Raw genomic sequence first — 24,839 nt, 5'->3', positions numbered from 1 at the left:
TCATTTGGCGTTCTGTTTTGCTCTTCTATTTTGATGAATTTTTACTTCTTCAGGCCAGTTTCTGAGGAGAAAACAAACTTCAAAGCCTTCCTCTCCGCCGATATTGATCACGCAGAGACGCAGAGGCGCCAAGTTTTTCTTCTGAAATGCCTTTTTCTTCCATGAAATCTCTTCTGGAAACCGATGTCCTAGCCCCGATAGTCCCGATCCCGAAGTATCGGGACGGGAGAAAATCCTTTTGTGCCGGCCCCGAGGCTTCGGGAGACACAAAAGATTACTTCGTCAGTTCGCTATCGCTCGTGTGAAGCGGATAGCGGGAATAGCTCCTTAAAATTACAAATACATCTCTTTCAAAAAAGGACTTCGACTCCGATCAGCCTTACAAATTATATACTATTATATATGTATGATTTGCGATGCACATGAGACGCACTGCTGTGCGCCTCTACGGAAAATTGGGATGCAAAAAAAAAAAAACTTATACATATATTATATATAAAAATAAACCCGACAGGTTTTGGAAACCTGTCGGGTTGCGGAATATCTTTTAAATATAAAATTAATCGAAGCGAATTGCTTTGACAGGAGATATTTTTGTTATTAAATAGGAAGGAATCAATAATACTAGGAAGCAAATTACGATTGTCAATAAATTTAATGCTATTACATAACCCCAATTTAAATATACTGGTGCTTGATTCACATAATAATTTTCGGGATTGAGATGAACAACTCCAAATTGCTGCTGAATAAGCAATATTGAAATCCCGATAAGATTCCCCCAAAACAATCCTCTAATTATTAAATAGAAGGCATTGTACAAAAAAATCTTTCGAACTGTCCAGTTATTTGCACCTAATGATTTTAAAATTCCAATCATTTGGGTACGCTCTAAAATAAGAACCAAAAGAGCTACTACCATATTAATTGTAGCAACCAAAATCATAACTCCTAGAATAACTACAATATTAAAATCAAAAAGCTGCAGCCAATCAAAAATGTAACTGTATTTTTCAATTATAGTTTTAGTATCCAAACTTGACGAGGTTGCTTCATAAATTTGATTCCCTGTTTCTTTTATCTTTGTAAAATCGTTTACAAAAACTTCAAAAGCACCAACTTGATCTGGAGTCCATTTATTGATTCGCTGTATATGACGAATATCACCTATTATATAAGTAGCATCAAAATCCTGAAAGCCTGAACTAAAAATACCTGCAATCTTAAATCGGCGGCTATTTGGCAATTTACCTTGTTCTTCTTTAATAAAAAAGGTATTGAAACTGTCCCCTAATTTTAAATTAAGGCGATCTGCAAGAAATCGTGAAATGATAACCTCTTCATTCACCGATTTTGAAAAATCTGGCAAATTCCCTTCAACTAGATACTCTTTTATATTGCTCCAATCATAATCGGCACCCACACCTTTAAATATAATTCCTTCGAATGCATTTGCCGTTCGTATAATTCCAGCTTTACTTGCTATGGCCTGAACATGGCTAACTTCTGGAACTGATTTAAAATTGGGATAAAAATCCTGTTTCTTAGAAATTGGCACCAAAGTCACCTCAGAATTATTATTATCAAAATTTGATATAATCACCTGACCATTGAAAGCAGAGATTTTGTCACGGATTTTTTGCTGCAATCCGATTCCAGTTGCCACAGAAACCAACATCATAATAATACCAATTGCTATTGCCGAAATCGCAATTTTAATAATAGGCGCCGAAATGCTGCTTTTATAATCTTTGGCAGTAATAAGTCTTTTGGCTATAAAATATTCTAAATTCAATCTAATACTATTAATATTGATAATACGTTCTGTTTGTTTTTTCAAAAATACATTTAAAAAACCATATTCGAATTGCCTCAAAAAACAATTATGAAATATTTGAATTTCTTATAATGGAAGTTTCTTTTTCATTTCCTCAACAATATTATATGCTGCTGGACATATTGCGACGTTTTTTAAAGTCAAATCTGTAATCTGATAAAACTTCTTCCGATCCGTATGTGGAAATTCGCGACATGCTTTTGGACGAACATCATAAATCATGCAATAATTTTCATTGTCCAAAAAAGTACAGGGAACACTTTTCAGTACATAATCGTTATCTTCATCAATTCGGAGATACTGTTCTATAAACTGCTGTGGCTTTTGCTTAAAAGATTTTGAAATTCTTTCAATATCAGCCAAAGTAAATAACGGTCCAGTCGTTTTACAACAATTGGCACACTGTAGACAGTCTGTTTTTTTAAACTCCGCGTCGTGCAAATCCTGCATTACATAGTCTAAATTTTTAGGCTGTTTCTTTTTAAGCTTATCAAAATACTTTTTGTTTTCGATATGCTTATCTTTGGCTAACTTATTTAAGTTGTTTAAAATTTGTTTCAAGTTTAAAATTTAAAGTTGATTTGCAAAATTAAACAACTTTAAACTTGAAACCTTAATCTTTGAACTAAATTACAATGAAAGATCTTTTTGGGAAAGCAATGTTCGATTTCCAAACCAATAATACGCCTGAAGATATTATAACTGAAACTTCAATTTCCGAAGAAGATGAAATGAGTATTGCCTATTTATTTCGCTCTTACAATGAAATGCCGAAATTAGAACAAAAAGCACTGCAATTGTCTTTCGGCAAAATTTTAGATGTCGGATGTGGTGCCGGAAGCCATAGTCTTTCTCTTCAAAATGATCGCAATTTAGATGTGACTTCGATAGATATTTCAGAAAAAGCAATCGAAACTTGCTTTTTACGCGGAGTAAAGAATGCAAAAGTTCAAAACATCCTAGATTTTGAAGGAGAAAAATTCGACTCAATTCTTTTATTAATGAATGGAACTGGAATTTTTGGAAAACTTGACAACTGCAACCAATATTTATCCAAATTAAAATCATTATTAAATCCTGGTGGTCAAATTTTAATTGACAGTTCAGATATCATATATATGTTTGACGAAGATGAGGATGGTGGCAAATGGATTCCGTCAAGCGATAAATATTATGGAGAATTAACTTTTACTATTTCTTATAAAGGAGAAAAAGAAGAATCGTTTGATTGGCTCTATCTAGATTATAATACATTGCAAAATGCGGCTATTGCAAACGGATTAAAATGCGAAATGATTTTAGAAGGAGAACACTACGATTATTTAGCTAAACTTTCAATCTAAAAAACAAACATGATAGAAAAATGGAAGAACTAGATTTAGAAAAATTAAAATATCCAATTGGAAAATTTGTAATTCCTGATAATTATTCATCAGAATACATCCTAAATAAAATTGAAGAAATAGCCTCTTTCCCTGAAAGGCTAAAAAAAGAAACTATCCTTTTAAATGACGAACAACTTGATACACCGTATCGCCCAGGAGGCTGGACGGTTCGTCAAGTTATTCATCATTGCGCTGAAAGCCATATGAACTGCTTTATCAGAATCAAATGGGCTTTAACGGAAAATAATCCTGTTATAAAAGCATATGACGAAGCTCTTTGGTGCGATCTACCCGACAACTTAACAATGCCTATAGAACCAACACTAGATCTATTAAGCGGACTTCATTTTAGAATCGCATATCTTTTAAAAAATCTACCTGATAGCGATTTAGAAAAATCTTTTATTCATCCAGAAAATAATTCTGAGCTTCAATTAAAAAGAATTATTGGAATGTATGCTTGGCATTCCAATCACCACTTGGCCCATATTACCAATTTAAAGAAATTAAAAAACTGGGATTAAAAAATTCAACCTCAATTAACTCATAAAAACAAAAATCTCTTCAATTGAAGAGATTTTTGTTTTTATGGTATGTTCAAATACTTGTGCGTTTGCAGCGAAACACGCCATTTTGGATTATTCATTACATAATCAACAATCAATGGTGTCATTTCTTCCTTTTTGCTCCACTCTGGCTGTAAAAACAAAATAGCATTATCATTTACAAGTTCAGCTTGCTCTTCGGCAAAAATAAAATCATGTTTATTATAAATAATCACTTTCAACTCATCGGCATTATCGTAAACCGTTTGGGTTGGCAATTTATTTTTTTTTGGAGAAAGACAAATCCAATCCCAAGTTCCACTTAGCGGATATGCTCCTGATGTTTCAATATGCACTTTAAGATTTTTTTCTTTCAATTTTTGGGTAAGTAAAGTCATGTCCCAACTTAACGGCTCTCCACCGGTTACCACAACTGTATCTGCATAAGTTGAAGCATTCTTCACAATTAATTCAATGCTAGTTGGCGGATGCAATTCAGCATTCCAGCTTTCTTTCACATCACACCAATGACAACCCACATCACATCCTCCAATTCTAATAAAGTATGCCGCAGTCCCTGTATGAAAACCTTCACCTTGAATAGTGTAAAATTCTTCCATTAAAGGCAACATTGCTCCTTTATTAACTTCTAATTGTATTTCTTTTGCTAACATTATTCAATTTTAAAGTGCAAAGATAGTCATTTCTAAACGGAACAAAAAAACCGACAGTTTAATGAACTGTCGGTTTTATAATTAGTTAGATAACTTATATTATTTTAAAGCTTTCACAGACTGAGTTGCGTAAGCATTTGTTGGATCTAAAACTAAAGATTTATTGAAATATTCAACTGCTTTAGCTTTATCTGTATTAGCATAAGCTGCACCAATACTGTTGTAAGCTTCAACTATTTTTTTAACTGTTGCAGGTTTCGCTAATTCTTCAGCACCTTTTGCAGTCGTTTTAGTAATGTACTCTTCGTAGTTTTTGATAATTAAATCATCTTTCTCTAACAAGCTGTTGATTCTCCCTTTGTATAAATAAGCCTCATCATATGTTGGAGAAGCTACAAGAACTCTATCAAAAGCAGCATCAGCTTTAGTTAATGCAGCAGCATCAACAGCTCCGTTTGCTTTATTTGCATTTGCATAGTAAAGTGAAATACCATAATACACATTGTCATTCAAATAATTTTTCTGCTCTGTATTAGTTGTGCTTAATTCATAAATAGCAGCTGCTTGGTTGTATTGTTTCTTAGTAAACAATTCTTTACCAAAATCTCCAAGATCTTCTACTGCTAATGGCTCCATTTCAACCGCTTTCTTGATATCAGCTAATCCAGCATCAAAAGCAGAAGCTTCTACTACACCATCAGCTCCAGTACCTTTTTTAATTTTTGCAAATCCTAAGTATAAATAATCTTTAGCGATAATTTTATTAGTTGGAGTTTTCACATAATCTTGCAATGATTTAAGAGCTACATCAATATTTCCATTTTCGTATGCAGAATATCCTAAATATCTGTAGATTCTAGGATTAACTTTATCTTCAGCAATCATTTTGTTTGCAACAGTTTCTAGACTTTTGTAATCTTTAACCAAGATCAAGAAATCTGCGTGACGCATTTTAGAATCTAAAGAGTAATCTGTCAAACTTAAGTATTTCTCATAGTTTGTGATAGCGTTCTGTAAGTTCGTTTTTGAAGTCGAAGGCTTATTTCTAGCCCATTTGTAATATGTTTCAGCTAATTCTCTGTAAACTGGACCATAACTTGCATTTAATGCGATAACCTCATTGAATGCTTTAATAGCTTCATCATATGATTTTGCACCTTTAAGCAAAACACCTAATTGCATTTTAGCTCTCAAAAGTGTTGGATCAGCAGTAAAAGCATCACGATATGCTTTGTAAGCTTCGTTTTGATTGTTAGCTCCGTAATAAGCATCACCAATTGCCAATAAAGCAGTTGCGTTTTGAGGTTCAATTGCTAAAGCACGTTTTAAACTAGTGATCGCACTATTATAATCAGGATTATTTGAGTTTGTGTAAGCTTTACCAATATAGATAAACTCATCAACATCCTTACGCTTCATATCTTTAGTAGCTAAACCAAAATTAGCCTGAGCCGAAGCTGCATTCTTATTATCAAGATCGATTTGACCTAATCCAATATAATTAAGGTTTTTTCTATCTGCTGCTTCTAAACCATTTAAATAGTAAATCTTAGCTGAGTCGACAACACTCTGATTTAAATAAATGTTTCCTAGAACAAAATTAGCCTCACCATCAGAAGGTTTCGCTTTGATGATTGACTTAAGCAATGTTTTTGCCTTTTGAAATTGCTCAGCATCGATTGCCTTTTTTGCTTCTTTGATATCTTGCGCGTTTGCAACAGAAGCTGAAGCAACCAAAGCAAGACTAAAAATTTTAAATTTATTCATCTTTATCGTAATTAATTTATTCTTTATCTTTTAAAAGTTGTGTTCTAATATTAAGTTTTCTGCTAGGAGTTCGAACTGGCATTAAACCAGATTTTAATACAATTCTTTGTCCGATCTCGCCTCCCATAAATGAAGCAAGTCCCATACCTAAACCATTATATCCTTGACAGTTTATAATAAACAAATCACGTGCCAAAGGATATTTCTTCAATGCGATGTCAGTTTGCGTAGGGCTATAGTACTCACTGCCGTTTAATCCTTTTACACTTAAAACATTAATTTTTTTTATTGTTTCAATCATATTAGGAGAAGGCTGATAAAGCCAATTAACACCAACAATACCAATCATTCCATCGTTTTCAGACACAAATTTAATAACTTCATCATTCGTTTTAAAAGAAAATGCTCCGTTTGCAGGAATTTCATTCACTTTAGCCAATTGCTTCATGTAGCGAACTGTACTAGAATTTGGATTATCAAAAACAAGTCCTTTAATTCCCGAATCTTTCTTTCCTTGCATAAAATCGATTACAGATTTCAACGCAATTAAAGTATCATTATTGTTTTTGTTTGAAATTAAAGCTATCGCATCAGTTGCAAAAGGAGTAACTCTAGGGTTAATTTTACTTTTTTCAAACCTTTTAAGTTCGTCAGCAGTCAAATTGCGCGCTGTAACCACAACTTTTGCTTTTTGATTTAACAAATCATTGATAAGTTCAACTTCTGATTTGGGCTTAACTGTAATTTTAGCATCATAGTAAGTTCCTTCAAAAACAGCAACCTGATCATCAACAATTGGTTTTACAGTTTCATCGACCGTAACATCAATAGACCCTTTTAAAATTGTTTCTTTTGACCCGTTCTTGCTTTTTTGGTTGCACATGGCAAACAAAAAGACAAAAGCAATCAAACCAAAAACTTTACTATATTTCAACATACTAATCCGTATTAGAATTAATTAATCTCAGGAAACGTATTGCAGAATATACTATCAGCAATCCTCCAAAAGCATATCTGTATTTAGGCTCCATATCCAAAGGAAGTTTTTCCCAGAACATAATCATTAAACCGAGCACAAGATATATTAAAAAAAACAGTATTCCTAAAACAAGAAGAAATCGCTCTTTGAGCGATTTCTTCTGAATATTATTAAGCATATCTTTTAACATTATTCTGCAGATTGAATAGTAATAGGCAGAGAGTAAAGTACTCTAACTTTTTTACCATTTTGCTCGCCAGGAGTCCATTTTGGACATTTTTTAAGAACACGAATTGCTTCTGCTCCTGTACCGTAACCGATATCCCTTAAAACTTTAATGTCGGTTAATGAACCGTCTTTTTCAACTACAAACGTAACGTAAACTTTACCTTTTAAACCTTCTTCTTCTGGAGTCTTATAGTTATTTCCTACGAATTTGTAGAATTTATCAATTCCTCCAGGGAAATCTGGTTTTACTTCGATACCAGCTGTGTTATATACTTGGTTATCTTCTTCTACTACTGCAGCAGTTCCAGTACCTACTGGTTCATCAACAGTTAAAACTGCATCTGGATCTCCTTTGATAGTTTCAGAACCAACTTTTTTGTCCTTAAGATCCTCAATTTTTGGTGGATCTTCAGTAACTTCATTTGCTTTAGCAACAACCGGCTTCACAAACTTCACCTGATCCACTTTTGGTGGTGGTGGTGGTGGTGGCGGTTCATTTGGTTTTACCTCTTCTTTTTTCTTTGGAGGTAATTTAACAGTAGCGATCTTAATATCTGTATTCGCTTCATCGTCACCAGAATTTGGCAAGAAGCTAGCAATAAGAGGAGCTGCTACAGCAAAGCCAAAAATAACCGAACCTATGATAAGCGCCTTAACCGTAGTTTTGCTGTTCGATTTTCTTAACTCATATGCACCATATATCTTATTACGTCCTTCGAATACGATATCAAGCCACTGATTTTTTATAATATCTAATTTCATTTTTCTTGATTATTAGGATGTTCAAACAAGACAAACTATTGTTTATCTATCAATTTTGTTTCCTCAGGACTAAACTCAGGAACAATTGCGTACGTATCAACTCCAGCAATCGCCATTTCATCCAACATATCAACTAAATTTTTGTAAGTTGACTTTTTACTTGGTTTAATAATAACGATAATTCCATTTTTAGGTTTTCCTTGAGCTGCAGAATATTCTAAAACAGATTTTTTTCTATTAAGAACTTCTCTACGAATCCCATCTTTACCATATGCAATATCTTTAGGTCCCGCAATTGGCGACGTTAATAGTCCCATATAGTAAACCATCTTATTGTTCTCACCTAACATCACTGTCATCGTACGATTCTCATCTACTTTGATATCTTTATTCTTAGTAGGGTCATCATCTTTATCTGGCAATGACAAATCCATCGATTTTGGTTTTGACAACGATGTAGTTAGCATAAAGAATGTGATCAATAAGAATGCCAAATCCACCATCGCCGTTAAATCGACTTTCGAATTTTGCTTTTTACTTCTTACTTTGCCACCTTTTCCGCCACCACCGTCGCCGGTATTTAATTCAGCCATTTTAGTGTATCTTTTTTAATTAAAAGTCTTTTCCTCTCGTACCTGTAACTAAGTTAAAGGAATTGATTTTCTGATCTTGTAAAATATCCATAATCTTTTTGATTTGCGGATATTGTTCTTTAGCATCTCCTTTAATCGCAATCTGCAATTCTTTATCATCAAGATCAATTGCAGCTCTTCTTGAAACAAGAAGCCATTCTTTCAATTGATTATCTAAAGAATCGATTGGAATTCCAGGTTGATTTGCTTTAGCTCTATCAGCACCTTTCATATCGATGATTTGCTTTAAACCTGTTACTGGAACACCGAAGTCATCCATTAAAGCAAATTTAGCTTTATCATCTTCAGAAAAGTTCACGCCGAATTTTGCACCAATTCCTTCAAGAGTCCTTTTACGGATCTCTCTTCCTTTGATGTCAAAAAACACTTTACTTTTCCCGTCTTTGCCTTTACCTATTGTAATAATTGCCAAATCTGAATCTGGTAATTTACTTTGAACAGTAGAAGCAGGCATATCTACAGGAAGTGCTTCTGGCACTTTAGCAGTAGCGGTCAAGATAAAGAACGTAAGCAAAAGGAACGCAACATCACACATGGCAGTCATATCTGTCGATGTTGACTTCTTTTTCATTTTTATTTTAGCCATTATCTTTTATTTTATTTTGATATAATTAATAACTTTAATTATCAATATCAAAAATTAATTATTGTCTTAAACTTCCTCTGAATTTTCTGTAAGTATTAACGATAGTAGTACCAGCCTCATCGATAGAGTAAGTTAAATCGTCAATTTTAGCAGTAAAGAAGTTGTAAGAAATGATAGCCATAACTGAAGTAGAGATACCTGTTGCAGTGTTGATAAGTGCCTCAGAGATACCTGTTGCAAGAGCAGCTTGGTCAGGAGTACCAGCAGAAGCTAACGCACCAAACGCTTTAATCATACCAGATACAGTTCCTAACAATCCTCCTAATGTACCTAAAGATACTAAAGTAGAGATGATAGTCATGTTTTTCTCTAACATTGGCATTTCTAATGAAGTTGCCTCTTCGATTTCTTTGTGGATTACTTCAGAAGCTTCCTCGCTGTTGAATCCTTCTTTTTTAACGTCTTGGTATTTAATCAAAGCAGATTTAATTGCGTTTGCAACTGAACCTTGTTGTTTGTCACAAGAAGCGATAGCACCTTCGATGTTTCCTTCTTTAATACTTGCCTGAACACCTTTCATGAATTTATCTAAGTTAGCTTTTCCAGCTGCTTTACCGATAACAATGAATCTTTCAATAGAAAAAACAACAACCATTAAAAACATACCTAACAATACTGGTACAATGAATCCTCCTTTATATACCATACCAAGAGTATTGATTGGGTGACCTGTTTCAGGATTTCCTCCTTCAAAGTTTGCAGGAGACCCCATGATTACTTTCCAAATAAACACCCCAACAATGATACACGCTGCAATAATGATTCCAGTAATCATTCCTCCTCCATTTGAAGTGCTTTCTTTTTTAACTTTAACGTTTGCCATTTTTTTTAATTTTAATAGTTTTAAATAATTTTTATTTTTTAGTTATATTTAACTTGTAGAGGAGCAAATTTATACGTTTAGTTTAAATAAAAAAACTTTTTTTAATTTTATTCAAGGAAATTTAACGTCAATTTAAAAAATATCTCATTAAATTGCTGACATCATTTTTTTGATAAAACAAAAAAAAGGTCGAATAGTAAAAAAATTACAACGTTTTAGTAAATATTCAATTAATCCATTGAAATCTTCTTAAAAAGCTGCGAATATTTTTTTTATATCATTTTCAATCAAAAAATGCATTTTCCTAATAAAAAAAGACCCGCCAATTGTTAAAAAACGAAGCAAAACTCTTATAATCATCTAAATTACAAATAAAAACATGAATAAAAAAGATAATTTCATTCAAGACATAAACAATGGCTATCTTTCAAAAGGTGACAGCATCACTTTAGGAAGCGCAATGCTGGATGGAGAAGCAATTCCCGAAGCTCATGTAAAAATACCATTGAAAACCTTAAACCGCCATGGATTAATTGCTGGTGCGACAGGAACTGGAAAGACAAAAACAATTCAGGTTTTTTCTGAACAGCTTTCAAATGCAGGAATTCCCGTTTTAATGATGGATATTAAAGGAGACTTTAGCGGTATTGCAAAAGAAGGCGTAGAACAAAGTTTTATTACAGAGCGCCACGCCAAAATGAATATTCCTTATAATACAGCTTCATTTCCTGTTGAACTGATGTCGTTATCTAAACAAAACGGAGTTCGCTTGCGCGCTACGGTTTCTGAATTTGGCCCTGTTTTATTTTCAAGAATTTTGGATTTAAATGATACTCAGGCAGGCGTAGTAGCAGTTATCTTTAAATATTGCGACGACAAGCAAATGCCTCTACTTGACTTAAAAGACATTAAAAAAGTTATAAATTATATTACTGAAGAAGGCAAAGACGAAATCGCGGCCAGTTATGGAAAAATTTCAACCGCAACTACAGGAACTATTCTTCGAAAAATTATCGAACTCGAGCAGCAAGGAGGTGATTTGTTTTTTGGCGAATTATCTTTTGAAACTGACGACTTAATGCGAATTGATGAAAACGGAAAAGGCTACGTAAATATCATCCGCTTGACGGATATTCAAGACAAACCAAAATTATTCTCGACTTTCATGTTAAGTCTTTTAGCGGAAATTTATCAAAAAATGCCCGAAAAAGGTGATGCTGAACAACCGGAATTAGTAATTTTTATTGACGAAGCGCATTTGATTTTTAATGAAGCCAGCAAAGCATTATTAGAACAAATTGAAACGATTGTAAAGTTGATTCGTTCAAAAGGTGTTGGTGTTTATTTTGTAACACAAAACCCAATGGATGTTCCGAGTGGTGTTTTGGCGCAATTAGGTTTAAAAATTCAGCATGCACTTAGAGCTTTTACAGCAAATGATCGTCAAGCAATTAAAAAAACAGCTGACAATTACCCAACATCTGATTATTATAAAACAGATGAATTGCTTACAAGTTTAGGAATCGGCGAAGCACTTGTAACGGCATTAAATGAAAAAGGAATTCCGACGCCGCTCGTGGCAACCATGATGCGCGCACCTATGAGTCGTATGGATATTTTAACTGCTGATGAAATCGAAGAAATCAACGGAAAATCAAAATTGGTTAAAAAATACAGTGAAGAAATTGATCGTGAAAGCGCTTACGAAATTCTAACTAAAAAAATTGAAGAAGCAACCCAAGCTGCAACCGAACAGGAAGAACAAGCGCCATCAAAATCTTCAAAAACGGAACCAAGTACCGCAAGCGTTGTTGGAAAATCGGTTTTAAAAGTAGTAACAAGTGCTACATTTATTCGAGGCGTTTTTGGTGTACTAACCAAAATCTTCAAAAAATAAAAAAAATAAAACCATATAAGTACATTTAAAATGGTTTGCGTAACAATAGTAAACCCGACAGGTTTTAAAAACCTGTCGGGTTTATATTTATTAAATGAACTTATATCACTTATATGGTTTACAAAATTTTATCTTTTCTCCAACAATTCCAGAATTTTATTTTCAACCACTGGTGTATCCCAAATCGTTTCAATGCTTTCAAGCTTCAAAACCTCTTCCATAATTCCGTTTTGGAAATCACCAATTGCCAAAGCTTCTGCATAAGGGCGATCGCTGAAAGTAACTCGGCTATAAAGCGGAATCCATTTGTCAGGATGTTTGTCTGAGAAAACCTTTTCTATTTTCTTTTGCAATAAGAATTTTTCATCGGCAGTTTTAGTGCTCATTTCCATAAAATTGCGATACGAAAGCTCTGCAATGGCATCGGCATTTGGTTTTCTTGAGATCTGATATTCGGTAAAGATCTTTTTCCAATCGTCTTGGTACTTTTCAATCATTTCGTTCAAAACCGTAATATCCTCAAAACCTGCATTCATACCTTGCCCGTAAAACGGAACTATAGCATGACAGGCATCACCAATCAAAGCAATTTTATCTTCAAAAGTCCACGGAAAACACTTCATCGTTACCAATGTACTTGTTGGATTCTTAAAGAAATCATTTGCCAGTTCCGGAATCACTTCAATAGAATCTGGGAAATTTTTCTCAAAGAAATCTTCCACCATTTTTCGGTCGGTTAAGGATTCAAAAGAATTCTGTCCTTCAAAAGGCATAAATAAAGTACAGGTAAAACTTCCGTCAAGATTAGGAAGCGCAATTAACATATACTCGCCTCTTGGCCAAATATGAAATGAATTTTTATCTAATTTATGTGTTCCATCTGCGTTTGCCGGAATATTTAATTCCTTATATCCCATATTCAAAAATTCCTGCGAATAATTGAACATGCTTTGGCGTTGCATTCTGTGGCGGATTCTCGAAAAAGCGCCATCGGCACCAAAAACCATATCATATTTTCGTTCCTCCCACTCGCCTCTTTCGCTTTCGCCAATGTGCAAAGTCGCATCACTCAAAGTTACATCCCAAATTTTCTGCTCAAAATGAAACTCCGCTCCTGCTTCTTCTGCAAGATCGATCATTTTACGATTCAACTTTCCTCTCGAAATCGAATAAATCGATTCGCCTTCTTGTCCGTAATTCTGAAAATTCAGTTTATCCACCAAATGAATCGCACGTTTATCCATCGGAATTGCAATTTCACGAACCGAATCGCCAACACCAACAGCATCTAACGCTTTCCAGCCACGATTAGACATAGCAAGATTTATAGAACGTCCAGAGAAATTTATTTTGCGAATATCAGGGCTTCGATCATATACATGAACGGTATGGCCGGCTTTTTTAAGATAAATTGCCAATAGTGATCCTACAAGTCCAGAACCTACAACAGCAATTTTGAGTGAAGTTTGCATCAGGGAAAATCTAATATATAAGGTCGTAAAAATAAGTAATAATTATAGATAAGATTTAAAATAAGTGAATTATTTACAGCTTACGACTCTCAACAATTTATAATTCTCCTTTTTAGAATTGCTAGTGTTTTTGAAAATATAACAAAATGTTATTTTTATTGATTTATTTGAAAAAATTAAACAATTAGCTTTGTTTTAGAATTACATCATTTAAATAAAAAAAATATGAAGAGCGAATTATTACAATCACAAATCACTCTAGAAAACGAAAAAGTTTTATTGCTTCCTTTTGAACACGAAAGAAACATCGAACTCAAAGAAATAATTTTTGACGACGAAATCTGGAAATATATGGGAATGTATGTTCGAACCGACCAAGATTTCGAAAATTACATTCAAAACACTTTAAAACAAAAAGCGGACGGAATTTGTTATCCGTTCCTTCTTATAGATAAAGCCACAAACAGAGTTGCCGGAAGTACGCGTTATGGCTATTTGAATCACGCGAGCCAAAAATGTGAAATTGGCTGGACTTGGTATGGAAAAGACTTTCAAGGAACCGGATTAAACAAGGCGTGTAAATATGAATTGTTGAAATTTGGCTTTGAAAGTATTCAGTTTAGAAGAATCCAATTCAGCGCCGATCTTGAAAATTTAAGATCACAAAAAGCAATTGAAAAACTAGGTGCTCTAAAAGAAGGTTTGTTTAGAAACAATTATGTCGATTCTGAAGGAAAAAGTAAAGATGACGTTTATTATAGTATTATTTTGGAGGAATGGGAAAATACTAAAAAAGGATATTTCTCGGAATTCGTTTAATCATATCCTAAAATTAAACCCAGCCTTTTAGCTGGGTTTAAAATCAAATCTTTATTTTAAAACTAATTAACCTTTTCTACATCATTCAATTTCCAAGATTGGTCAAACAAAGCTGGTGTTGGTCCATAAAATCTTGCTAATATTTCAAAACTTCCTTTTGGATCTGTTGGAACCCAGTTGCTTTCTCCTTCAGGCGGAGGTTTAGGCCCAAAATATAATGTAACGGTTCCATCAGTATTTTTTTTGATTCCAGGTGTTTGTGATGAGCGTCCAGCCCATTTTACATTTCTAATATAAGTATGCGTTTCTCTATTGTATGCCGTCATCGACCAATATTGTTTGACAGGTACATTTGCAGGAACCGTTACTTTATAAGAAGTATTTCCATTTAACAAATTGCCGTCCTTATCTTTTACTGTCATAAGATAATATTGAGATTCTCCTAGATGTTTTGCACTAAAAAAAGCAATCATATAACAAACTCCCCTATTGTCAATTGGATAAATTTCTTTTATTTGAAAAGAACTTTTAACACTCATTACGTTTTCTTTATCAGCAGGAAAAAACCAATTTGCTCCCGAATAAAAAGGCTTAACATTTTCATAGTTAAATATGAGCCAATCTCTTGCTTCATTCACAGCTGCCTTAAATATTTCTTTAGTTCTTGCATCTGGACTAAAATTTTTACCTCTCTCAATTCCAATAGTTCTTAAAGGATCAATCATTGCTCGATCGCGTTCCAAGAAAGGTTCTTGCTGTACAATTTCATTTAACGTTGAATAAAAACTATCATCATATTTAATAGAAGAATCATAAACCTCTTTTGATGCGTCAACAAATATTGTTTGCGGTGATTTTGAAGCTTCTGAGTAAGGATAAAGCTTTACTTGTTTGCTATAATCAACAGCTGCTTTTACATCTGCGTCGCTACCGCTTTTGAGTACAGAACGCAAGAGTGCGTAACCGCGATACGTATCTGACTGCATTATAATGTAGCCTGAAGGAATTTTCGCTTTATCGTATCCAGGAGGCAGAATAATATATTTTCCTCCTTTGCCTTTGTCCACACCGCCGGGACCGACATCTTCAATAGCTCCTTGCCAGAAATTCATCACACTTCCGTTAAAAACACCATTATCTGCTGGCGGAATTTCCAGAACTACAGGACCTTTTTCGGTATTAAAAAAAGGCATCAGATAAATAACATCTTGATTAGGAGTCAACGTTTGATTTTTCCAATTCAATAATCCTGGCCAATAAACAATTTGATTATAAGACCCATGGAGTTTTTCCATTTCCTTGTACATGAGCTGGAAATTAACCGCCGGAATTCCCCAAATAGCAGCTTCAACAGCTCTTTGGTACTGTATTTTCTCTTTTATATTTTGAGGCTGAAATACAGTTTGTGATGTTGTTTCAGTCTGATTAGATACTGTTCCTGTTTTCTCTTCTTTTTTGCAAGCTGTTGTTAACAACAGCAATAAAAATAGATATGAAATGCTTTTTTTCATGGCAATAGGTGTAAAATTGATAATAAATAAAAACCCAATCAAAAGTAAGTAATCACAAAAAAAAACTCTTATTCAAATCTTTAAAGCATGTTTCACTTTTTAAAATGAAACCATTTTTACATTTAGCAAACACCTTTTTTTTCGATCATTTTGAATTAAATTTGAAATAAAATAACACATACTAATTTTTCAAATTTTAATTTTGACTAAATGAACCTCTACTCAGAACATTACGTATCTCAAAAAGCGGAAAGGTTCGTCAATAAAATTTGGTGTTTAGACAACAGCATCGGCGAAAGCCTGATTAAAAACAAACTCGTTTTGCCAAACGGCTGTTTTAATCTTGCCGTTGTTTTTGGAAATGCAATTGAAGTTCATACGAGCAAAAACAAATATGAAATGAACGAAGGCATTTACTTTTGTTCGCAAATGACCAATAAAGTTTTGGTGAATATTCAACCAAAAACTAAAGTTTCTATCATTCAATTGCATACTTGGACGCTTTCGATGTTTCCGAGATATGATTTGAGCAATTTTACCGATTCGATTATCAAAATTAATCCTGAAGAACTTCCTTTTCAAATTCAAATTGATGCCGAAATTGAAGTTATATTAAATACGATTAATGCTTATTTTGAAGAATTAGCCTTTTTACATTCGGAGAAAAATGCAATTGAAAAGATCTGTGAAATCATTAAAATTAGAGAGGAAGATATTTCAGTTTCAGAAATCAGTTCGGCGCTAAATTCTTCTCAGCGATTGTTGCAGATTAAATTTAAAAACGCAACTGGATTGACGATCAAAAAATACATTCAGATTCTGAAATTCAGAAAATCGGTCGATCAAATGATCACTTCTGATTTAGAAAAATTAAAACTGACAGATATTGCGCTTTACAACAAGTATTTTGATCAATCGCATTTTATAAAAAAATTCAAAGACGTTACCAAAACAACTCCAAAAACGTTTAACCCCGATTCGTACTTTCTTTCACAAAAAAGATAAGATTTCGCTTTTGTACAATTTTGATAATTTTGATTCCCGTAGTTTTGCAAAATCATTCATCATCAATCAAATATCAAAATGAAAATCATCAATCATGTATCTTATCTAAAAATCTTTTTAGTTGGAATTTTATTTTTCAGCATTCAAAAAGGATTTTCGCAGGAAGAAAAAAACAGTCTTTTTGACAAACAAGAAGAAACCGAAAAATGGCTCAAAGAGAATAATATCCCAACTTTAGGAATCGGAATAATTGCCGACGGAAAACTAAAACAGATAAAAGTTTTTGGCGAACTCAAAAAAGGTGTTCCGGCACCGTACAACACACTTTGGAACGTAGCTTCTTTAACAAAACCGGTAACCGCAATTACGGCTTTAAAATGTAAGCGCAGGGAAATGGGATCTTGACGAACCACTTTACAAATATTGGACAGATCCAGATATTGCAAATGATCCGAATACAAAACTCTTAACCACAAGAATCATTTTAAGTCATCAAACTGGTTTTCCTAATTGGCGATACATGAACAAATCAGGAAAACTAGATTTTAAATTCAAACCCGGAACGCAATATCAATATTCTGGCGAGGGAATGGAATATCTGCGAAAAGCTTTGGAAAAGAAATTCAATAAAACCTTAAATCAATTGGCTTCAGAATTAATTTTTGAACCATTGAAAATGAATGAGACGCAATTTATCTGGAACGAAAAAGTAGACATTTCGAGATACGCCATAAATTATGACAAAAACGCAAATCCTTATGAACCCGTAAAAAACAAAACCGCAAACGCCGCCGATGACTTACTAACGACTATTCAAGATTACAGTACATTTTTGTGCAGTGTTTTGAGCAGCGACGGCTTGAGCAAAAAAGTATTCGACGAAATGAATGCGCATCAAGTAAAACAAGCAAAAGCAAATAAATACTTTGGTTTGGGTCTTGAAATTTATGATTTTGGAAACGGCGAATATGCACTTTCGCACGGTGGCGCAGATCAAGGTGTTCAGACGCTTTTCTTTTTGCTTCCGAAAACAAAACAAGGTCTGCTAATTTTCACCAATGTCGATGATGGTTATAAAGTTTATGAAAAATTGCTTCTTCATTATTTAGGTGAAAACGGGCAAAAACTCATTGACATTGAAACAAAATAAAAACATTAATTGCAAAACCAATGGTTAAAATAATTATTTTGATACTTATGCTTTTAAGCAAAATTGTATAAATAAAAATTAATGATTGCAAGCTAAAAACGAATCGTTAGTTAGGAGCATAAACCGCTAAAAACCATTTTAAGTTTATGCTCAGATTCGTTTTGGTTAAAATAAAATGAAAAAAACTGATTGTTCTTGAAACCAAAAAGCAAATCGATCGTCTAACAATTTAGACACATCAATTTTAGACCGATATAAAAACGTACTTTCGATATAATTTATTGACGATCTAATCATTAGAAGTTTCAATCATCAATCAAAAACGAATCATTTATTAATCCAAAACCCATAATCAGCAATCATTATGAAAAACGCAATCAAACTAATTCTTCTTTGTGCCATTCTACAGCTTTCTTCGCTCAACACTTTTGCACAAACCAAAGCTCAAAAAATCGAACAGCTTTTAGCTAAATACAATGAATATGGGCAATTTAACGGTTCGGCTTTAGTTGCTGAAAACGGAAAAGTAATCTTTAAAAAAGGCTTTGGTTCCGCAAATTTTGAATGGAATATACCGAATCAGTCGGATACAAAATTTAGATTAGGATCTATTACCAAACAATTCACGGCACTCTTAATTGTAAAATTAGCCGAAGAAGGAAAATTGAAACTAGACGCTCCAATTACCACTTACTTGCCAGATTATCCAAAAGAAACGGGCGATAAAATCACGATTCATAATTTATTGACGCATACTTCCGGAATTCCGAATTATACGGCTTCTCCAAATTTCCTTAGAGACAAGAGCCGAAATCCTGCAACGCCACAAGAATTTGTAAAAACATTTTCAAGTCTTCCGTTGGAATTTACTCCTGGCGAAAAATTCAATTATAGTAATTCTGGTTACTTCTTGTTAGGTTATATTATCGAAAAAATCACAGGAAAAACGTATGAGCAATATTTGCAAGAAACCATTCTGACGCCTTTGAAAATGGTCAATACTGGGTATGATCATAGCGATCTAATTATAAAAAACAGAGCCGCTGGATATGAAAAAGATGGCAAAAATTTAACCAACGCCTCTTTTATCGATATGAGTATTCCGTATGCTGCGGGCTCTTTGTACTCAACCGTAGAAGACTTATACCTTTGGGATCAAGCCCTTTATACAACAAAACTACTTTCAGAAAAATCAATGGAATTGTTGTTCAAACCTTACATCAAAGCTTGGGACGGTTTTTATGGTTACGGTTGGTCAATTAAAGAGGTTGACAATGGCAAAAGCAAATTAAAAGTTATTGAACACGGAGGCGGAATTAATGGGTTCAACACCAACATTGCAAGAGTTCCTGCTGATAAAAACTTAGTCGTTCTTTTGAATAATACTGGAGGCACTGTTCTAGGCGAAATGACCGCTGCAATTGGCGCTATTTTATACAACGAACCATACGATATGCCAAAAAAATCATTGGCTTTAGATTTATTGGATGTTTATACCACAAAAGGCGCTGTCGCAGGAACAGAAACCTATAAAAAACTAAAAAACGATCCAACTTATGCCATTAAAGAAGGCGATATGAACCGAGTAGGTTATCAATTATTACAATCCGGAAAGAAAAAAGAAGCTATAGAAGTTTTTAAAATTAATGTTGAAAGTTTTCCAAAATCCGGAAATACTTATGACAGTTTGGGCGAAGCTTATTTAGCAGATGGCGACAAAAATTTGGCAATTGCCAATTACTCAAAATCGGTTGAGCTTGATCCTAAGAATGAAAACGGAAAAAAAGTTTTAGCTGAGCTTTCTAAAAAATAAGCCATCAAAGTTTTCCTTAAAAATGCTGATAAAGCCGATTTAAAATTCGGTTTTATCAGCGTTTTTTTGTTATAACTTGTAACATTCAAATTTGATGATTTGTCATAAAAAACACTATTTTAGCCGTACCCAAAAACAACTAAAATAACCTATGAAAAATCTAAAAAAGCTTCGCTTTCTATCGGCATTTTTATGTCTGTTTATTTCTGCTAAATCTTTATCGCAAAATAATCCTCCACCACCGGCAATGCCTACGCAGCAAAACAAAATTATTGTTGACAAAATCATCGAAGCGGCACATTACAAAACTTATGTTATTGATTTTTGCTTATCAAAAATAAATGAGGCTGCTGCCAAGGAAGGCTGGAACGAACAAAAATCTATGGAAATTACAGAAAGCATCAACTATAAAAATTTTAGAGATGCGATTTATAATGCTTTTGCATTTTATGATGAAGTTGAGCTAGAAACTCTTTTAAAAGCTTACGAAAAAGACACCGCTTACCAAACTAAAAATGTAATGACCGCAAATGCAGCACTCGCAAATAATTTAAATATTTTTGCCAACGATATTGTGCGAGGGAAGTATATTTCTAAATAAAGATGCTAAGATTCTAAGTTGCTAAGGTTCTAAGTTTTTTAGCCTCAACATCTTTGTCAAAGTTTTAAACTTTGACAAAGATTGCACAAGCCCAAAACTTGAAACCTGAAACTTGAAACTAATTCTTAGGTTTCAAAACCAGTTTTGTCGATGTTTTTATAATTTCCGCTTTATTCAATTTCATTTTTCTGAATTTTCCGGCGTTATACATTTCTGCTTGATCGTGATAATGTTTGCTGAATGGATTTCCTGATTGTCCTGTTGGCAAAATACTCCAGCTGTTTTCAATATCTGAGAAATCCACAATTCTTCTTGTTGAAGGCCCGCCTTTTACATAGTATTTCCCTTCTTCATTAAATCCGAAAAACAAATTATTGATTACTTCATTTGAACCCGGAGAAGCAAAAGGCCCAACATTGAATAATTTTCGCAATGCCGCAATTTTCCCTAACGGATGTTCGTGCTCTACCGTATGCACTTTTTCCCATTTCCATTCCGGAATCGAATTTCCTAACTGCGTTTGAAGCGCTTTAATGGCTTCATGAAATGATTTTGAAACAATATCCTTTCTAGTTTCTTTTACGTTTTTAGTATTGATATTATCCCACCAAACCGAATTTTCATTTTTAATTTGATTGGCGATAACCTGTTTTCCAACAGAAACACCTAAAAACAAATTAAAATTGTCTTTGCCCATTTCATCTTCAAAAGTATTTTTCAAGTACAGATAAACCCATTTATTGTAAATCGTTGGCGCAACATCTTCTAAATTTGTTGTTCCTTTCCAAGATTTCAAAACATTTACAGCTTCTTTTTCTTCTTTCGAAATTGTAATTAAATCGATATTCGAAATCAAATTTTGCACCGTTCCAACAGCAACATCAGAAGTATTATCATAAATCATCTTGCTGATTGCTTCCTTGTCCCAATCAGACTTTGCATCCATTAAAGTAGAAATTCTTTTCGCACGATCTTCTGGCAAATAATATCCTGGATACAAATACCCATCAATTACTTCGGGCTGATTATTGGCCGAATATACATAACCCCATTTTGGATTTTCAGCCGATGGATTTTTAGAAAAATCTAAATATTCTGTAATATCATCTTTTCCGTTGGTACCATCTAAAATCAAATGCGTATTTACACCTTCATTATGCTTATATAATTTTCCAGTTGCCCACCAAGCCACATTTCCTTTGGCATCGCCATACATCACATTCAGTCCTGGCGCCGCAACTAGTTTTACTGCATTTTTAAAATCTTCTTTATTTTTTGCATGCGAAAGACCATAAACGGCATCCAGAATCTGAATTGGCTGATTCGTGTATGTCCACAACATTGCAATTGGATTTTTCTTGTCTAAATGTTCCAATAAATCATTCATAATTGGTCCGTGTCGGCTAGACTTTATGGTCATAACAACATCAGAAGTATCTTTTACTTTTATTGTTTTTTTTCTGATTTCATACGATGCAAAACCACTTGGAGTTTGATATTGATTGGCGTCTCCAACTTTATTTTTTTCTTGATAAAAATCAATATCATCATTTTCAAACATCGTTAAACCGTATGCATAATCACGATTGTGCGCTAATAACGGAAACGGAGTTCCGGCTAAATAACAACCATACAATTCATGTTTCGGTGTTACAATATGCGCTTCGTACCAAGTTGCAGGTTGCGAAAATCCAATATGTGGATCATTCGCAAAAATCACTTTTCCGCTTTTTGTTTTGTGTGGTCCAGCAACCCAGCTGTTGCTTCCTATAAAAGGCGGAATTGGCGATTTGTCCAATAAGGCAGCAACCGATTTTGAAATTTCTGTATACTCCTCAATGTTTTCTTTTGAGCTTTTAAGCTGCGTTGTGTTGAATTCGCCATTTATTCCTAAATCTTTCAAATATTCGGCGCCATATTTATTACGGATGTCAGTCAATAACGGATCTGTTTTTTGAGCCATTGCAAAACTGAAAGACATGTATCCGAAAATATTGTAAACGTCTTTAATAGTAAATTTTTCTTTTTTAACACCAACAAGCGTAAATTCAATTGGCGTTATGCCTTCTTCCAAATATTGATTGATTCCGTCCAAATAGGCTTGCGTCAATTTATAACTTTCGCTGTTTTTGTCTAATTTGGCAATGGCTTTCGCCGAAGCTTCTTCAATGCCAATTCCGGCAAAAAACTTATCATTTTTAAGCGCAACCGATCCGAAGATCTCAGATAATCTTCCCGGCGCAATTCTGCGAAGCAATTCCATTTGCCATAATCTTTCCTGCGCGTGAACGTAGCCAAGTGCTGTCATCGCATCTTTTTCAGAATCGGCATAAATATGAGGAACTCCAAATTCATCAAAATAAACTGTAGTTTCTTTTTGGAGATTTTTCAACTGTAATTCTCCTTCATATTTAGGTTTTAAATGAAAAATATAAGCGCATAAAGCAATCGCAAGAACAACAATAAGTACTACTAAAACCAGCAGAAATTTTTTAAATCTTCTCATATTTTGCAAAAAGTATAAACATAAGGTTTGTAAAATGATGTAACCAAAAAGCAGAATAATGTAATATTCCTCCTTTTTTAAAGCCTAAATTTATGTATTTAAAATCAATACTATAAATGTCAATATACAAAAAAATAGCAATTGGTATCATTTCTCTTTTCCTTCTTTTGATTTTGGCCAATATCGGCTTGAATTACTGGATAAAAAAACAGCTTCCTATTATTATTCACGAGAAAAACAAAACCGCCTATAATATCAATTACGAAAAAATTGAAGTCTCTCTTTTTTCTCGAAACATCTATGCTGAGACTTTATTGGTAAATCCGAAAAACGAACCAAAAGACAGTAAAAATGGACTTTTCTCCAAAATCGAATCCATCACTATAAAACATTTTAATATTTGGGATTTGGCTTTTCGAGATGTTATTCAAGCCGAAAGTATCATCATTAACAGACCACGAGTCATTTTATATAAAAAAGGCGAAAAACTGCTTAATAACAGCAAAAGCATTAAAACTGAAATTGTTGATCCTTTCCGAAAAATCATCGCCGTTTCAAATATTTATTTAAATGACGGAACAGTCGATGTAGTTTCTTTAGATACTGAAAAACCTATTTTCAGCATTAAAAAAATCATTCTGAAATTGGAAGGAATTTTAATAACCGATGCTACTTTAAAAGAAAAAATTCCCCTTCAATATAAAACCTATGCTTTAGTCTGCGACAGTTTATTTTATCGTCCGAGTTCGTTTTATCATATCAATATTGGAAAAATAAGTACGGAGAAAAACTTCCTAAAAATCAATAATTTCTCGAATATTCCGCAATTCAGCCGACGCGAATTCACAAAACGTCTTGAAAAAGAAAAAGACATTTATACACTAAAATTTGATTCGGCTCACGTTGAAAAAATGGATTGGGGATTTAAAAATGATCGCTTTTATTTCAGAGCAAATTCACTTGTAATCAATCATTTTGATGCCAATATTTACCGCAGCAAATTGCCAAAAGACGATCTGAGCAAAAAATATCTATACAATCATTTATTGCGAAATCTAAAATTCCCATTGCAAATTGACACTTTAAAAGTTCTGAAATCGAAACTCGTTTATGAGGAAGAGATTGATTTTTCTAAAGGCCCGGGAACTTTAACTTTTGACAAATTCAATTTGCAGGCTACAAATCTGCGTAGCGGTTTTGGCTTAAAAAAAACAAACGATGTTAAGATAAAAGTGAAATGTACTTTTATGAAAACTTCTCCGCTCGATGTTGATTGGAGTTTTAATGTTCTAGATAAAACCGACGGTTTTCATATTCAAGGCGTGATTTCGAATTTTGATGTCAGGGCGATGGGGCAATTCAGCAAACCGTATATGAATGCTTCATTTACAGGAGTTTTTAACAAATACCGATTTAATTTCTACGGAAATGATAATGTTTCGAAAGGAAATGCTTCTCTAGATTACGACGATTTAAAAGTCACATTATACAAAAAGAAAGATCCTGAAAAAGAAGCCAAACTGAAATCGGCAATCGCTAATTTATTTGTAAAAAATGATTCAAATGACAAAGCAAAAACCGCCGATGTTGAAGTGGAAAGAATTCAGGAAAAATCTTTCTACAACTTTTTATGGAGAAATATTGCGGAGTCTTTGAAGAAGATTTTGATATGAAATGAAGTGTCAGCGTAATATTGTCATTCCGATTTCTATGATAAAACCAAATCTTTTTCATAAAAGGTTTGGTTTTTTATTACTGCAAAAACA

General features: G+C 33.6%; 21 protein-coding genes and 1 pseudogene. 9 read left to right on the top strand and 13 right to left on the bottom strand.

The window, feature by feature from the left end; translation table 11 throughout:
* Window positions 1-559 precede the first annotated feature (559 nt).
* Together FND99_RS19945 and FND99_RS19940 are read right to left on the bottom strand one after the other, a co-directional pair.
* Window positions 560-1,795 (bottom strand): ABC transporter permease, encoded by a 1,236-nt coding sequence (locus tag FND99_RS19945; protein ID WP_144339683.1) that lies wholly within the window; start codon window positions 1,793-1,795, stop codon window positions 560-562.
* Window positions 1,796-1,903: 108 nt separating this feature from the next.
* Window positions 1,904-2,398, bottom strand: a complete 495-nt coding sequence (locus tag FND99_RS19940) for a YkgJ family cysteine cluster protein (protein WP_144339682.1) — start codon at window positions 2,396-2,398, stop codon at window positions 1,904-1,906.
* Between the two features lie 74 nt (window positions 2,399-2,472).
* On the opposite strand from FND99_RS19940, the gene FND99_RS19935 reads away from it, so the two are divergent.
* Window positions 2,473-3,180 (top strand): class I SAM-dependent methyltransferase, encoded by a 708-nt coding sequence (locus FND99_RS19935; protein WP_144339681.1) that lies wholly within the window; start codon window positions 2,473-2,475, stop codon window positions 3,178-3,180.
* A gap of 20 nt (window positions 3,181-3,200) precedes the next feature.
* On the top strand, window positions 3,201-3,746 hold the full coding sequence (locus tag FND99_RS19930; RefSeq protein WP_144339680.1) for a YfiT family bacillithiol transferase: 546 nt from the start codon (window positions 3,201-3,203) through the stop codon (window positions 3,744-3,746).
* 62 nt (window positions 3,747-3,808) lie between these two features.
* Here the strand turns inward: FND99_RS19930 and FND99_RS19925 are convergent, their stop codons facing one another.
* From FND99_RS19925 to FND99_RS19890, 8 genes are all read right to left on the bottom strand, one after another.
* On the bottom strand, window positions 3,809-4,441 hold the full coding sequence (locus FND99_RS19925) for a 7-carboxy-7-deazaguanine synthase QueE (protein WP_144339679.1): 633 nt from the start codon (window positions 4,439-4,441) through the stop codon (window positions 3,809-3,811).
* Between the two features lie 99 nt (window positions 4,442-4,540).
* On the bottom strand, window positions 4,541-6,208 hold the full coding sequence (locus FND99_RS19920) for a tetratricopeptide repeat protein (protein WP_144339678.1): 1,668 nt from the start codon (window positions 6,206-6,208) through the stop codon (window positions 4,541-4,543).
* 16 nt (window positions 6,209-6,224) lie between these two features.
* On the bottom strand, window positions 6,225-7,145 hold the full coding sequence (locus tag FND99_RS19915; protein WP_144339677.1) for a PstS family phosphate ABC transporter substrate-binding protein: 921 nt from the start codon (window positions 7,143-7,145) through the stop codon (window positions 6,225-6,227).
* Window position 7,146: 1 nt separating this feature from the next.
* Window positions 7,147-7,377: a hypothetical protein gene (locus FND99_RS20315; protein ID WP_133527309.1), complete on the bottom strand. Its 231-nt coding sequence runs from the start codon at window positions 7,375-7,377 to the stop codon at window positions 7,147-7,149.
* A complete protein-coding gene (locus FND99_RS19905) occupies window positions 7,377-8,177 on the bottom strand; it encodes an energy transducer TonB (RefSeq protein ID WP_144339676.1) in 801 nt (266 codons plus the stop codon). The genes FND99_RS20315 and FND99_RS19905 overlap by 1 nt, the downstream gene beginning before the upstream one ends.
* 35 nt (window positions 8,178-8,212) lie before the next feature.
* Window positions 8,213-8,770 carry an ExbD/TolR family protein gene (locus tag FND99_RS19900; protein ID WP_144339675.1) on the bottom strand — a complete coding sequence of 186 codons (558 nt, stop codon included), beginning with the start codon at window positions 8,768-8,770 and terminating at the stop codon, window positions 8,213-8,215.
* A gap of 19 nt (window positions 8,771-8,789) precedes the next feature.
* On the bottom strand, window positions 8,790-9,416 hold the full coding sequence (locus FND99_RS19895) for an ExbD/TolR family protein (protein WP_144339674.1): 627 nt from the start codon (window positions 9,414-9,416) through the stop codon (window positions 8,790-8,792).
* Window positions 9,417-9,474: 58 nt separating this feature from the next.
* The gene (locus tag FND99_RS19890) at window positions 9,475-10,299 is read right to left on the bottom strand and encodes a MotA/TolQ/ExbB proton channel family protein (protein WP_144339673.1); all 825 of its coding nucleotides are present in this window, start codon (window positions 10,297-10,299) and stop codon (window positions 9,475-9,477) included.
* Between the two features lie 379 nt (window positions 10,300-10,678).
* Between FND99_RS19890 and FND99_RS19885 the strand changes: the two genes are divergently transcribed.
* A complete protein-coding gene (locus tag FND99_RS19885) occupies window positions 10,679-12,196 on the top strand; it encodes a helicase HerA-like domain-containing protein (RefSeq protein WP_144339672.1) in 1,518 nt (505 codons plus the stop codon).
* 128 nt (window positions 12,197-12,324) lie between these two features.
* Here the strand turns inward: FND99_RS19885 and FND99_RS19880 are convergent, their stop codons facing one another.
* A complete protein-coding gene (locus FND99_RS19880; protein WP_144339671.1) occupies window positions 12,325-13,668 on the bottom strand; it encodes an FAD-dependent oxidoreductase in 1,344 nt (447 codons plus the stop codon).
* 225 nt (window positions 13,669-13,893) lie between these two features.
* Here FND99_RS19880 and FND99_RS19875 point away from each other — a divergent pair, with 225 nt between their 5' ends.
* On the top strand, window positions 13,894-14,487 hold the full coding sequence (locus tag FND99_RS19875) for a GNAT family N-acetyltransferase (RefSeq protein WP_144339670.1): 594 nt from the start codon (window positions 13,894-13,896) through the stop codon (window positions 14,485-14,487).
* Between the two features lie 62 nt (window positions 14,488-14,549).
* Here FND99_RS19875 and FND99_RS19870 read toward each other — a convergent pair whose 3' ends face one another.
* Window positions 14,550-15,998, bottom strand: a complete 1,449-nt coding sequence (locus tag FND99_RS19870) for a DUF1214 domain-containing protein (protein WP_144339669.1) — start codon at window positions 15,996-15,998, stop codon at window positions 14,550-14,552.
* A 210-nt stretch (window positions 15,999-16,208) separates the two neighbouring features.
* Here FND99_RS19870 and FND99_RS19865 point away from each other — a divergent pair, with 210 nt between their 5' ends.
* The 4 genes and pseudogenes from FND99_RS19865 (at window position 16,209) to FND99_RS19850 (ending at window position 20,567) form a co-directional block, all read left to right on the top strand.
* Window positions 16,209-17,003, top strand: a complete 795-nt coding sequence (locus FND99_RS19865; protein WP_144339668.1) for a helix-turn-helix transcriptional regulator — start codon at window positions 16,209-16,211, stop codon at window positions 17,001-17,003.
* A 78-nt stretch (window positions 17,004-17,081) separates the two neighbouring features.
* Window positions 17,082-18,153 (top strand): annotated as a pseudogene (locus FND99_RS19860) (serine hydrolase domain-containing protein).
* 364 nt (window positions 18,154-18,517) lie between these two features.
* Complete coding sequence (locus FND99_RS19855) at window positions 18,518-19,966, top strand: serine hydrolase domain-containing protein (RefSeq protein ID WP_144339667.1); 1,449 nt, start codon at window positions 18,518-18,520, stop codon at window positions 19,964-19,966.
* 151 nt (window positions 19,967-20,117) lie between these two features.
* Window positions 20,118-20,567 carry a hypothetical protein gene (locus FND99_RS19850; protein ID WP_144339666.1) on the top strand — a complete coding sequence of 150 codons (450 nt, stop codon included), beginning with the start codon at window positions 20,118-20,120 and terminating at the stop codon, window positions 20,565-20,567.
* Window positions 20,568-20,685: 118 nt separating this feature from the next.
* On the opposite strand, the gene FND99_RS19845 is transcribed toward FND99_RS19850, so the two are convergent.
* Window positions 20,686-23,073, bottom strand: a complete 2,388-nt coding sequence (locus tag FND99_RS19845; RefSeq protein WP_144339665.1) for a penicillin acylase family protein — start codon at window positions 23,071-23,073, stop codon at window positions 20,686-20,688.
* Window positions 23,074-23,189: 116 nt separating this feature from the next.
* On the opposite strand from FND99_RS19845, the gene FND99_RS19840 reads away from it, so the two are divergent.
* The gene (locus tag FND99_RS19840) at window positions 23,190-24,746 is read left to right on the top strand and encodes a hypothetical protein (RefSeq protein ID WP_144339664.1); all 1,557 of its coding nucleotides are present in this window, start codon (window positions 23,190-23,192) and stop codon (window positions 24,744-24,746) included.
* The last annotated feature ends 93 nt before the right edge of the window (window positions 24,747-24,839 follow it).

The sequence above is a fragment of the Flavobacterium daemonense genome (genome assembly GCF_007341385.1).
Lineage (GTDB): Bacteria > Bacteroidota > Bacteroidia > Flavobacteriales > Flavobacteriaceae > Flavobacterium > Flavobacterium daemonense.
The sequence above is the reverse complement of the archived record's forward strand: the minus strand, read 5'-3'. Positions and strand labels throughout refer to the sequence as shown.